Genomic DNA, 12,097 nt, shown 5'->3' on the forward strand with positions numbered 1-12,097 from the left:
ACTCGCGCATGCCACGGATGCGGCCGGCTCGATCCGCGTGCCGGCCGCGTCGACCGGCCTGTTCGGCTTGAAGCCCAGCCGGGGCCGGGTCTCGAACGGCCCCGCCATGGACGAGATCTTCAGCGGCCTGGGCGTCCAGCTGGGCGTGAGCCGCACGGTGCGCGACAGCGCCGCCTTGCTTGACGCCGTGCAAGGCATGCCGGGGGGCGAGCCGTATGTCACGCCCGCGCCCGGCCACAGCTGGCTGTCGCAAGTGAACGCGGCGCCGGGCAAGCTGCGCATCGGCGTGCAGCGTGCGGCCTGCAATGGCGCCCGTCCCGCGCCTGCCATCGCTGCCGCGCTGGACGCCACCGTGCGCCTGCTGGAAAGCCTGGGCCATCACGTGGAAGAAGTGGCGCCCGCGCTGGGCGTGCCGTGGGAAATGTTCGTGCAAGCCAATGCGCGCATCTGGTGCGCCAACCTGGTGCCGTGGATAGCCGGCCTGGCAGAGGAAAGCGGGCGCACTGTGTCGCCCGAGACGCTGGAGCCAGCCACGTTGGCGTGCTACCGCTACGGGCAGACGGTGTCGGCGGTGGATTTCGTCGCCGCGCTTGACGTGCGCAACACGGTCACGCGGCAGGCCGGCGCCCTGTTTGGGCAGTACGATGTCTTGCTGACGCCCACCATGCCGGACCTGCCGTGGCCGCTGGGACGCTATGGCGAAAACGAGGACAAGCTCGATGGCCTGGGCTGGACGGCGCGCCTGTTCGAGCACTCGCCGTACACGCCGCTGGCCAACGTGGCGGGCTTGCCGGCCATGTCCGTGCCGCTGGCGCAGTCGACCGACGGCTTGCCGATCGGCATGCAGTTCATGGCGGGCCATGCCAACGATGGGACCCTGTTGCGCCTGGCCGGACAACTGGAGCGGGCGGCGCCGTGGGCGCACCGGCGGCCGCCTGTGTGGGCAGGCAAGGTGTAGAGAGAGCAAACAGCAAGCCAGGCGGCGGCATGCGGCCAGGCTGTTGGCTATGGCCTGCGGCCTGTGGCAAAAAACCGGGCGAACCGGGCGGGTCGTGCTCGTGGGGTGAAAAATGCCGGATTGACAGCAAAGCCTTACAAGGCCGCCAGGCGCGCCGCGCCACGTATTTCCATGCGTGAACGCAGGCGGTGCCACAGGCGGTCATGGAAGGGCAGGACGATCACGTTGCAGATCGGCTCGACCACGGCCAGCAGCCCGCCGAAAGCCATGGAACCCGTGGCCCAGTACATCACGCCGAAAGCGACGCCCATATGTAAACAGGTCTGGCTGATCTTTTCACCGGCCAGCGCGGCAAAGCCCAGACGGCTGGCGGCGTAGCGGCGGCGGATGGCGCGCCAGGCTTTTTCATGCCATGGCAGCAGGGCGACATTGATGACGGGTTCGATAATCGCCGCCAAGCCACCGAGAGCCAGCGAGCCCGTCAGCAAGTAGGCGAGGCCGAAGGCGATCGACATATGCGTGAGAACCTGACTGAATGTTTTGATGGCTGTAAACAAGGGACGCTCCTTTTATGTTGAATTCGCTTATCCTTTGAGTAGATAGTAACGATTCTCATTTACAAAAGGAAGTAAAATATTTCAACCGAATCAATAGTGTTAAGCTATTAAACCTCTGTATTTAATTGTATTTGAAAAATAGGGCATTTCCTGATGACCCGTTCGCTAGACATACCATGCCAGTAGTTCCTGGCGCATCTGGAGAACCGAGTGACGACCCTTTTTGATGACATCCTGGCCACCCCGCAACCCTGGTCGCAGCAGCGGATTGCCGAGTGGGCCGACGTATTTCCATCGCAACATGGCGCCAGCCTGCAAGATTTCGTCGTGCTGGAGCGCCTGCGGCGTGACGTGCGCATCGACATGCGCGCGGTCGTGGGACAATCGGAGCATTACGCAGGCCAATCCTGGCGCGAGGCGGTCTTGGCGCCGCAGTACAAGCTGGGCAAGATGCGCGCCGTGTTTGCCCAATACGAGCGCCATCCCGACTATTATTTCAACGGTGAGCTCGACAATGGCATCCTGCTCAGCTCCATCGATGGCAGCAACTGGTATACGAATGGCGGCGGGAACCACCGCACGGTGCTGGCAAAGTTCGCCTGCGACCGTATCGCGCGCCAGACGGGGCGCCATCCGCTGGTGCGCGGCGCGTGGACGTGCCACTACCAGGCGGACATGCTGGCCTGGTCGCTGTTTTGCCAGTTGCAGCAAGGCTATGCGGAAGCAATTTTCCTCCGTGTCACGCGGGAAGACATGCGTCAAGAGGCCGTGCCGGGCGGCAGCGACATCAGCTGGCGCCTGCAATTTTTCTTGGTAGACCGACGTTTCGGCGGCACAGCGCGCTCTGGCCTTCTCGATGCGGTGCAGTTTTGCGCCTACGCCCGGCATGTGCTGGCGCATGACGGCAGGCCAAGCTGGCGAGACCGCGTAATGCATAGTCTGATTGGCGACTCCGAGCGGCTCGTATACCCATCCTGACGCAAGGAAGGCGGGGCAGGGTGGCGCAGGAATGCCTGCGCCACCCTGTTTTTCTGCTTTACGGCAACGTTTTCAGCACGGCCTTGGTTGGCACGGAGAAGTTATAGTTGTCGTGGCGGTCCCAGTTGATTGACCAGGTCATCACGCCGCGGAAGTCCGGATACGCCTGCAGCGGCTTGATGGTGCCGCAGTTGAGCAAGCGCGTCAGGCAATTCAATGCATTGCTGACATCGGCATTCGTCGTGAAACCGGAGCCGGCGGAACTGCGCCCCGATGGCACGCCAAAGCCCACCTGGTCCGGACGCAGGCCGGCGAAGGTATTGCCGCCGTAGTTAAAACCTTCGATCAGCATGCGCGCCGTGGCCACCAGCTGGTCAGCCGAGCCCGCCTTGATGGCGCCCGTGGCGTACGGCGTGTAGATGTCGCCATTGTTGTAGTACTGCGGGTGCAGCACCGTCAGCTCGGAGCGCAAGGCGTTGATGATGGGAATGTAAGCGCCCCAGATGCTGCCATAGCTGGTGTAGCCGCCTTCCACGTACACCCATTCCGGTGCCATCGAGAGGTAGAAACTGTTGCCGACCTTGGCTTTCAGGTTCTTCACGGCGATCGGCAGATAAGTCTGGATGGCAGCGCCTTGCGCCACGCCGTTTTCCAGGTCGAGGTCGATGCCGTCAAAGCCATATTTGGTGATGATGGAGTACAGGCTGTTGGTAAAGTTCGTCGCTTCGGCCGTATTGCCGACGGAGACGGAACCGTTCTGCCCGCCCAGCGAGAGGATGACTTTCTTGCCTTTCGCCCGTTTGGCGGCCACGTCGGCAATGAACTGTGCTTCCGTACCCGCGCCCGGATCGATGGTCAGGCTGACATTGCCGCCGCCCGCGTTGTCGCCGAAGGAAACGACGATCACGTCCCAGTCATCGCTGACCTGGCTGATCGGATAGGTGGCGCCGCTGGGGTTGGTAAAGTTGTGCCAGTAGCCGATCAGCGCGTGTTTCGCCAGGCCGGTGGGCGTTGGAGTTGGAGTTGGAGTCGGGGTTGGAGTCGGGGTTGGCGTAGGCGTTGGAGTCGGTGTGGGTGTGGGTGTTGGCGTTGGTGTGGGAGTTGGCGTCGGTGTGGGAGTTGGCGTCGGTGTGGGAGTAGGGGTACCGCACTCTCCCACCGCCGTCCACGGCTGGCCAGTGCCGGCGGCACCGCTGCTGGTGGATGGGTTATTTCCTTGCGTCCACCAGTTGGCGTTGTAGTTCACATTGTTATAGCTGGCCTTGCCGCCGCCGTTGTAGACGGTGCTGCTGTTCCACGGCGTGAAGCACGCCACCGCTTCCGTCGTGCTGGCCAGCAACTGGCTGGCGCCGGCGCTGGAGCCGTCGCCGCCGCCGCAAGCGGCCAGGGTGCCGCCGAAGAGGGTGATGATGAGGGTGTTCATGACTGTCCGGTTCACTTGCATCTCCTTGTCTGTTTTTTTTCATGGCCGGACGGCTGGACACCGTCCGATTTTTCAGAGTGCAAGCATTGCAGGTGGTAGTCAACTGGTTTTATTCTTTGCGCGAGATCACAATACCAGTTGCGCCTCATGCCAAAAGGAAGCCCTTGCGCGACCATACCAGTGGCGCGGCGACCCGCCGCTGGTATGGTCGTGGGAACAACCTCCAACGCCGCAAAAGGCGTCGGAAGCAGGGTGGGGAAGGGAGGAGGACGGTTGACGGCGCCAGGCTAAGCCGCAGCAGCACGCAATCGCCGCTGCGCAGCATGGCATGGCTTGGCCTTGCGGCGCACGCGGACAGGGCTGCCGTGAACATCAGGCCTTGCGGCGGCGCAAGGCAAAACCCGTCAGCGCCAGGCCAGCGGCCAGCATGCCGACGTGCGATGGCTCCGGAACTGTCGAAACGATGCTGGTGATGTTCGCCTTGACGATCAGGGACACGTTGGTATAGGGACTGACGATGGGAGACGCATAGAAGAGAAACAGGCCGAACGATGCCGTGGTCGTGCCATTATTCAGATCCCATAGCTCTTCGATGCGTGGAAAGGTATACGGCGGGTAGTTCCACAGCGCGCTGTTAAAATTGAAGCTCACCAATGGGGCATGCCAGCCGGATAAATTCGTAGATACCGTGCCTGGCGTATAAAAATCATAGCTTCCAGCGCTCAGGCTCATTTCGGTTGATCCATTGTAAGCATCCAGTTGGCCTCCGACGGTGCTCACCGTCAAAGTGCCGGCACTAATCGTTGAGGAAACAAAGATTGGCCAGCTTCCATCTGCCGCATTGGGGCTGATCGCATCGTCGATGGTAAAGCTGCCCGTAAATTTTGTCCCGACCGGTATCAATTCAGGAATAGGCCGACCGGAGCCATCGTCCCCCATGATGAATTGCGGTACGATCGTTCCCGTGACCAGGAAAGTTTTCTCGGCCGCCAATGCCTGCTGCATCGGCAGCGATGCGAGTCCGAGGAGCATAGCCGCGGTTGTCGCCTTCAGTTTCATTATTTTTCCTTGTTTAATTTATAACGAAACGCATCCTAGCACGCCTGGCGGAAAAGTAATGCATATTTGACACTGCCAACGATGGCGTCAGTTTCCTTGCGAGCACTGCTCCTGGTGCTGATCCGATAAAGAATGGGCGTAAACGCGTTGTTACTGGCGGCATCAGGCTCAGGCCGATACTGGCGCGCCGCCGCGCCCGGTCCCAGGTTCAGCCAAATGCGGCATCGATCATGCGGGCAGCCCCGGCAAAGGGTGGCTGTCGACTGGAGACGCGCGAAATGACAAATCAGCCCTGGCGTCGTTCTTGGCGGAGTCGCCGGCAGCGGCCGTGACCGATCCCTTGCGGCGGCACAGGGTGCCAACAGTTTCCAGCGGGCCATCCTGGTTTTTAACCTGATCCTGCGAGTGGCGGTGCCGACAATAATCCGGCGTCCATCATCGCCGCCAGCCAGATGCTCAGCCTGACCCCACCGGTATTTACCGAACTGAACGCGCAAAAGACGAATACTAGCCGGATATGCTGATCGCCAGACGATTGCGACCTTACGCGTCAGGAACTGAGGCCATTCCTGTTCAATGCCTGCGTACTGGAGCGGTGCGGCACGGCCGCTGGCCATGAGCATGACATGGATCTGCCGGAATGCTTTAATTCCAGAAGGATGGCAACGCAGCAGGTCCGCACGGCCATCGAGGGCGCGCAGCGGCAATGGGCCATTTTTTATAACCGCAAGAAACGCCAAGCCACCGGAGGCCATAAACAGCCTGCATCATCGTCACCGGGAGGATACAGTGCGTCTGCGTCTGCGCCGGCACAAGCCAGACACCGACGCTGAAAAATGGCGCAAATCGCATTTGCGATCCGATTGTTGGCCAAAGCGAGGATTTGACGAAATCATCCATAACTTCGCATAATTTATATTATGTAAAATAGATAATGGGGAGTGCAAGGTACTTTTGATCATGAAACTAGTTTGGTACCAGTTGCCATGGTTTTCACCTGCCATCGTGCCAGCAAGAAGCACCTTCTCTGGTGCTTCTTGCTGGCACTGGACAGTCCGCCTGTACGCTACTTGCCGGCCCGGTTGATCGCGGCAGCGTACTCCTGCGTCAGATCGGCCTTCTTGTAGATATCGTCGAACAGCCAGAAGAAGCCGCCCTGAATGGCGCAGGATTGTACCCACCCGGCCATGGCGCCGTAGACGTCGGCCGGGCTGCTGTCGCTGGCGAGTCCGGGATACACGGGGATTGCGCCAAAGTTCCAGTTGGAACACGGCGACTGCCCCGCACCGCCTGAATAGCACTGCAGGTGGACGGCCGTGACCGTGCCTGGCCGTTGTTGATTGGCGCTGGTCGCAACGTCAATCCAGAACTGGTTGTTCGTGTACGGACACAGGCTCACCTCGTATCCAAGCTTACCGAGCATGACGGCAAAACTGACCATCGATGGATGGTCGTAGCAATTTTCGTCATCGAAATCGATGGCGTCTATCCAGGGGATGGCGGTTTTCAGCGCATGGAAGTTCCGGTACAGGATGCTGTGCGGTCCCGTGCCGTCCACCTCGACCAGCGCCCTGATCGCCTGGAAGACGCCAGTGTTGCTGGAGCCAACTGAAAAAGTCAGGCGTGTCACGCTCGATGGCGTCGCTTTGAGCGCTGCCATCTGGCTGGCGAAAAGCGGGTATTTGGCGGCGCCGACATATTCGCCTTTGGCGGCAAGCGGAAATTCATAATTGAAGTTGAGGTCGCCTTCCTTATTGATGGCGATATTCCAGACTATCACTTCCCGAAAGCCGGATGCCTTGAGCCGGGGGATCGTTGTTGTGCCCTGGCTGTAGATTGGGCCGCCGCCGTAAATGCCGGACATCATGCCGGTTCGCGTACCGCCGGTATTGGAAGATGGGTGCGCAGACATAATTGTAGCCTTTCTGGAAATGCCATCGGATAAAGGACAATGCCTGCGCATGATGCCTTAATTTTTAATCAAAAATATCTCCAATAAACACAGGCATCGAAACCACGGTGTTCGCCGCCGCCCCATGGTTGCGGGATGCCCTGTCGATGCGCCAACGTGGCATCCATGCCGCACCGGGCACGCAAGCGCCCTTCTTCTCGCACAATCGGCATGTCTTCGCAACGTTCTGTTGTTTCTTTTTAATAAGACTGGCACAGGCCACCAGCATCGGGCCGCGGCGCGCGCCACTGCGTTCATCCAGATCAATGAAACACGGATAACTGCCTCGTCATGGCATCCCGCAACGGGGCGCCACACCCCACACCGTTGACACCCAGCAATAGCTGTCCTATAGTCCCCGGGTCAAAAAATTAATGAGAATGAGAATCATGTTCATCAATATGAAGAAATGGCTCGTCTGCTACCCCGTGCTGGCGGCTGCCCTGCTGCTGGCTGGCGGCGCGCAAGCCCAGGAAACCGGACAGGCTGATGGCGCCAAGCAGCTGTGGCAGCTGATTGATTACGTCGCCGTCGACTACGGCGGCGCGGTCGAGCACGGCAAAGTGGTGAGCGAGGCCGAGTATGCGGAAATGCTGGACTTTACGGAAAACGCTGGCACGCAGATCACCGCCCTGCCCGCCCATGCCTCCAAAGATGCCGTGGCCAAGGCCATCGCCGAGCTGCGCACCGCCGTGGTCGCCAAGGCCGATGCCGAGGAAGTCAAGCGCCTGGCGCACCACGCGAACGGCTTGCTGATCGCCGCGTATCCGATTCCCGTGGCGCCGAAAGTGCTGCCGAACCTGGCGCGCGGGGCGGCACTGTATGCGGCCCAGTGCGCTTCATGCCACGGCGTGGCCGGTGGCGGCGATGGCCCGCTGGCGGCCAGCCTGGAACCAAAGCCCATCGCCTTCACGGATGGCGACCGGGCGCAGTCGCGCAGCCTGATGGCGCTGTACCAGGTCATTTCGCAAGGCGTGGCGGGTACCTCGATGGCCAGTTTCGGCCAGTTGTCCGAGAACGAGCGCTGGGACCTGGCCTTCTTCATCGGCGGCATGTCGCATGACGATACGGCGCGCGCGCGAGGCGAAAAACTGTGGCAGGACGATGCGCGGGCCAAGGGGCTGTACGCGGACCTGTCTGCCGTCACGACACTGACGCAGGAAGCGGCGGCCGCCAAGCTGGGCGCGGACGATGCCCGTGCATTGACGGCCTACCTGCGCAGCCATCCTGGCAAGGCCGAGGCACACAAGCCTGCCGGCCTGGCATTGTCGCGTTTGCGCCTGGCCGAAAGCCTGGCCGCCATGCATGCGGGCGACCGCGCGGCGGCCACGCGCCTGGGCCTGTCGGCCTACCTGGACGGCTTCGAGCCGATCGAGCCGATGGTCGGCGCGCGCAACAAGTCCTTGCTGCTGGCCGTGGAAAACGCCATGCTGGCCTACCGCTCCGCCGTTGCCAAGGGAACCGTTGCCGATGCCGACGCGGCGGGCGAAAAGCTGCAGCAGTTGTTTACCCACGTGGAAGCGGAACTGGGCGAGGCCAAGGCCGAGCCGATGACAACCTTTATTGGCGCCCTGACGATCCTGCTGCGCGAAGGCGTGGAAGCGCTGCTGATTGTCATCGGCATCATCGCCTTTTTGCGCAAGGCCAAGCGCATGGACGTGCTGCCGTATGTGCATGCGGGCTGGGCCAGCGCGCTGGTGGCGGGCGGCCTGACGTGGGTGGCGGCAACCTATCTGGTGACGATCAGCGGCGCCAGCCGCGAAGTGAGCGAAGGCCTCGGCTCCGTCTTCGCGGCGCTGGTATTGCTGAGCGTGGGCCTGTGGATGCACCAGAAGAGCAGCGCCGGGCGCTGGCAGGAATACCTGCACGAGAAACTCACGGCGGCCATGACGCGTCGCTCGGCCTGGGGCCTGTTTGCCCTGGCCTTCATCGCCGTCTACCGCGAAGTGTTTGAAACCGTGCTGTTCTACTCGGCGCTGGCCGCCGATGGTAATGGCGGCGCACTGCTGGGCGGCTTCGTGGTGGCGATCCTGCTGCTGGTGATCATCGCCTGGGCCTTGCTGCGCAGCAGTGCCCGCATGCCGATCGGAAAGTTCTTCTCGTGGACATCCGCCTTCGTGGCCGTGCTGGCCGTGATCCTGATGGGCAAAGGCGTGGCAGCGCTGCAGGAAGCGGGCTGGATAGGCGTGAGTCCCGTCGACTTCATCCGCGTCGATCTGCTGGGTATCCTGCCGACACTGGAAACCTTGCTGGCGCAGGGCGCCATCCTGGCCATCATCGTCGCCGGCTATGGCTGGAACCGCATCGCGGCGGGCAAGCGCAAGCCTGCCTGATTGCGCCGCTGCCTGCACGGTGACGCTTGCAGTGCCGGACGCTAGCTTCCCGGCACCGCATCACGGGCATCCACGTAGGCCCAGGCCTGCGTGCCCGACGCCAGGGTGACGCGCGCGCGCCGGTAGGCGGCCACTTCATAACCGTCCGCCTGTTGCAGCTCGGCTGGCGTCACGGCCAGCACGGCGCCGGCCACGCTGTCGCCAGGGTCGCCGCTGCGCGAAACCACAGGATGATGCGTCTTGCCGCTGGTCGCCACGACTTGCGCGTCACCGATGGCCAGCTGCGACAGGCGGTAACCGGGCAAGGCATCGGGCCGGCCATCGAGCAGCCGCCCGAAGGTGGCCAGCTGCACGCCGGCCTGTTGCAAGGTACCATAGGAAAACAGATGCTCGACTGCTGTCTGGGTTGCCATGGACACTCTTTTTTTCTGCCCGCGCGCCAGGATGCGCCGTTGCCACGGCGCACCGTCAGCTGCTGGCTACCACACGAAAACGAACAGCGTATTTTGATGGCTTGTGGGACAATGCCGGCCAGCCAGCAGGCCCGCCGCGCACGCGGACATACTGGCAATGCATGACCCGCCGGACCACGCCCGCGCGCGGTGAATTGACAGCGCGCCTGCGGGCGGCATATGCCCTCGCTACAGCGCTGTTGTATACTACAAGTCTACCTGCCACCAAATGAAACCCTTATTCATCGCCACACTGGCCATTGTATCGCTCATTCAAACGCCACTCTGCATCGCGGAAAACCTCAACGGGAAAAACCTCTACGTACAAAGGTGCGCCGTATGCCACGGCGCGGATATCCGCGGTACAGGCCCCCTGGCCAATAAAAGCAGTCCCCCGACACCTGACCTGACGACAGCCGCCTTCAAGAAACGCTTGAAGGATTATCCGGGCGTTATCGTTTCATCCGTCATCCTGCGCCCGAATGGCGACCTGATACCCAGGACCTTGAAAGAGAATGGCGTCAAGATAGCGCCATACGCCTGGAAGGTGAATGACTTCCGCGATTTGCATCAATACATGAGCAGCGTGATTGCCAAAACCCGGTGATCTTGTCATGCCCGTCCATTCGGCGGCGCAATGCGGGACAGTTGCCGGCGTAGAAGCGGCGCTCACGTAAAAGTTGTATACGCGGTCACTTTCGGTAGAATCGCTGCAGCGCAATGCGGCGCCGTTCCGATGGCGCCGCCTGCCCACTTTTTTGTTACCGCCCGCCACCACCACGGAGATCCCGCCATGGCCGTTCACTTGAACTTCATCAACCGCTCCAACGACACAAACAATGCGCGGATCGTCATCTTCCAGAAGAATGCCGCTCGCAACACCGGTGAAATTCCCATCGCCTGGCGCGTGATCGACTACTGCGGCGTGGGCGACAACCATCCGTTTACGTTCCCTTTGTCGATGACCGTCGCCGTCAGCGACGACCAGGGCGGCTACACGCCGCAGATCGAGGCGATGCACGGCGCCTCGTACCACGCCGCCCTGATGCCCTCGGGCATTACCCTGTTACCTTCAGGCCAGGCCAGCAGCAACCGTGAAATCCAGGTGTTCAACTTTCTTCAGAAAGGCGTCATTGACGCTAGCGTCTACAAGGATGGCCGCCTGCTGGCCCTGAGAACCCGGCTGGGGCCGAACCAGGAGGCGGCATTCGCGTTCAAGCCCAGCATCTGGATTGGCACCGCCTCGCAGGTCACGCAAGGCGAAGTGCTGCACCCGAGCGTCCTTTCGGAGGTCAGCACGGAACTGTCGTTGCAGGGCATCGCCAGCGCCGACATCGTCATGACGGGCGGCGGCCCGGGCGAGAACGCGCCGCCGTTCGCGTTCAGCATGCAAAACATCGTGACGGCCTGAGCCGCCGGGCCAGGCCCGGGCTGCCTCATTTTTGAAAGGCCAGCCAGGACCAGCACACCCCGGCGTCACGATTCCGCGCCTGGACCGATGGCGCCTGCGTGCTCAACAACAGTTGCAGTCCATTGCGCAGCGCAAGGTCGATGGTTTCCCGCGCCGTTACCGCGAACATGCGCCGCCCTGCCGGGGCCGGGCCATGGCGCAGCGACACGACCAGCAGCGCGCCGGGATCGAGCAGCCTGCTGACGTTCTGCATCGCCTCGACACGTTCCTGGGCAGCAAGATGCATCCAGACAGCCGTGACGAGTATCAGCTCATAACGCGCACCGCGCGCAGCAATGCCAGACAGCGCCGGCAGGCTGTCGTCCACCCAGGCGATGGCATGTCGCGCATGCGCCCGCATGCCCGCTTCCCGGAATGCGGCGACCGGTTCCACCGCCGTCACCGTATGGCCGGCGCTGGCCAGCCACGCCGCATCGGCGCCTGTTCCGGCGCCGATATCGAGCACGGCGCACGGCAGCGCCGGCAAGAGTTGCAGGACGGGCCGGTATTTATCGAGGAATGGCACGCCGCCGTAGCGGGCAATGAGCTGCAGTGCATGGTCTGCATAGCCTTCGGTGCCGGGAACCGTCTGTGTATCCATGGGAGCATGTGCCTCATTGCCGTGAGCGTCCATTATTCACCGGCGCCGTGCAGTTGGTCAATTTGGCAGCGGCCTGGCGCAAGCCGTGCAGCGTTTTCAAAACTACGATATGATGACCGTCATGCAAAATTCATCCAGCAGAACATCCAGCAAAGCCGCGGCGCAGAGCCGCAAGGAAGCCACGCACGAGCGTATCGTCGAGGTGGCCACGCGCGCCATCCGCCGCAGCGGCTATGCGGGCACGGGCGTGGCCGACATCATGAAGGAAGCGGGCCTGACGCACGGCGGCTTCTATGCGCACTTCGCGTCGCGCGACGCGCTGCTGGCCGAGGCCG

The 12,097-nt window shown here is 62.0% G+C and carries 13 protein-coding genes; 6 read left to right on the forward strand and 7 right to left on the reverse strand.

The window, feature by feature from the left end; genetic code table 11:
* Positions 1-958, forward strand: a 958-nt coding sequence (locus JaAD80_RS23020; protein WP_102297857.1) for an amidase, incomplete at its 5' end; no start/stop codon positions are given.
* Between the two features lie 134 nt (positions 959-1,092).
* Here JaAD80_RS23020 and JaAD80_RS23025 read toward each other — a convergent pair.
* Entirely contained in the window at positions 1,093-1,515 is a 423-nt protein-coding gene (locus JaAD80_RS23025; protein WP_102297859.1) for a DUF2061 domain-containing protein, read from the reverse strand.
* Positions 1,516-1,725: 210 nt separating this feature from the next.
* Between JaAD80_RS23025 and JaAD80_RS23030 the strand changes: the two genes are divergently transcribed.
* On the forward strand, positions 1,726-2,493 hold the full coding sequence (locus JaAD80_RS23030) for a hypothetical protein (RefSeq protein ID WP_102297861.1): 768 nt from the start codon (positions 1,726-1,728) through the stop codon (positions 2,491-2,493).
* A 58-nt stretch (positions 2,494-2,551) separates the two neighbouring features.
* On the opposite strand, the gene JaAD80_RS23035 is transcribed toward JaAD80_RS23030, so the two are convergent.
* The 4 genes from JaAD80_RS23035 to JaAD80_RS23045 all read right to left on the reverse strand — a co-directional run bounded on the left by JaAD80_RS23035 (position 2,552) and on the right by JaAD80_RS23045 (position 6,887).
* The gene (locus JaAD80_RS23035; protein WP_258003137.1) at positions 2,552-3,916 is read right to left on the reverse strand and encodes a chitinase; all 1,365 of its coding nucleotides are present in this window, start codon (positions 3,914-3,916) and stop codon (positions 2,552-2,554) included.
* Between the two features lie 372 nt (positions 3,917-4,288).
* On the reverse strand, positions 4,289-4,975 hold the full coding sequence (locus tag JaAD80_RS31635) for a PEP-CTERM sorting domain-containing protein (protein ID WP_258003138.1): 687 nt from the start codon (positions 4,973-4,975) through the stop codon (positions 4,289-4,291).
* A gap of 35 nt (positions 4,976-5,010) precedes the next feature.
* Positions 5,011-5,730, reverse strand: a complete 720-nt coding sequence (locus tag JaAD80_RS30455) for a hypothetical protein (RefSeq protein ID WP_146012494.1) — start codon at positions 5,728-5,730, stop codon at positions 5,011-5,013.
* A 311-nt stretch (positions 5,731-6,041) separates the two neighbouring features.
* Complete coding sequence (locus JaAD80_RS23045) at positions 6,042-6,887, reverse strand: hypothetical protein (protein ID WP_146012495.1); 846 nt, start codon at positions 6,885-6,887, stop codon at positions 6,042-6,044.
* A 428-nt stretch (positions 6,888-7,315) separates the two neighbouring features.
* Here JaAD80_RS23045 and JaAD80_RS23050 point away from each other — a divergent pair, with 428 nt between their 5' ends.
* Positions 7,316-9,259 (forward strand): cytochrome c/FTR1 family iron permease, encoded by a 1,944-nt coding sequence (locus JaAD80_RS23050; RefSeq protein WP_102297871.1) that lies wholly within the window; start codon positions 7,316-7,318, stop codon positions 9,257-9,259.
* Between the two features lie 41 nt (positions 9,260-9,300).
* Here the strand turns inward: JaAD80_RS23050 and JaAD80_RS23055 are convergent, their stop codons facing one another.
* The gene (locus JaAD80_RS23055; protein ID WP_102297874.1) at positions 9,301-9,672 is read right to left on the reverse strand and encodes a gamma-glutamylcyclotransferase family protein; all 372 of its coding nucleotides are present in this window, start codon (positions 9,670-9,672) and stop codon (positions 9,301-9,303) included.
* A gap of 268 nt (positions 9,673-9,940) precedes the next feature.
* Between JaAD80_RS23055 and JaAD80_RS23060 the strand changes: the two genes are divergently transcribed.
* Positions 9,941-10,318, forward strand: coding sequence for a cytochrome c (locus JaAD80_RS23060; protein ID WP_102297878.1), 378 nt, complete (start codon positions 9,941-9,943; stop codon positions 10,316-10,318).
* Positions 10,319-10,504: 186 nt separating this feature from the next.
* On the forward strand, positions 10,505-11,122 hold the full coding sequence (locus JaAD80_RS23065) for a hypothetical protein (RefSeq protein ID WP_102297887.1): 618 nt from the start codon (positions 10,505-10,507) through the stop codon (positions 11,120-11,122).
* A gap of 25 nt (positions 11,123-11,147) precedes the next feature.
* Here the strand turns inward: JaAD80_RS23065 and JaAD80_RS23070 are convergent, their stop codons facing one another.
* Positions 11,148-11,762: a bifunctional 2-polyprenyl-6-hydroxyphenol methylase/3-demethylubiquinol 3-O-methyltransferase UbiG gene (locus JaAD80_RS23070; RefSeq protein ID WP_102297881.1), complete on the reverse strand. Its 615-nt coding sequence runs from the start codon at positions 11,760-11,762 to the stop codon at positions 11,148-11,150.
* Positions 11,763-11,871: 109 nt separating this feature from the next.
* Here JaAD80_RS23070 and JaAD80_RS23075 point away from each other — a divergent pair.
* Positions 11,872-12,097, forward strand: a 226-nt coding sequence (locus JaAD80_RS23075; RefSeq protein WP_146012496.1) for a TetR/AcrR family transcriptional regulator, incomplete at its 3' end; no start/stop codon positions are given.

The sequence above is a fragment of the Janthinobacterium sp. AD80 genome (genome assembly GCF_002878455.1).
In the GTDB taxonomy this organism is placed as follows: domain Bacteria; phylum Pseudomonadota; class Gammaproteobacteria; order Burkholderiales; family Burkholderiaceae_D; genus Janthinobacterium.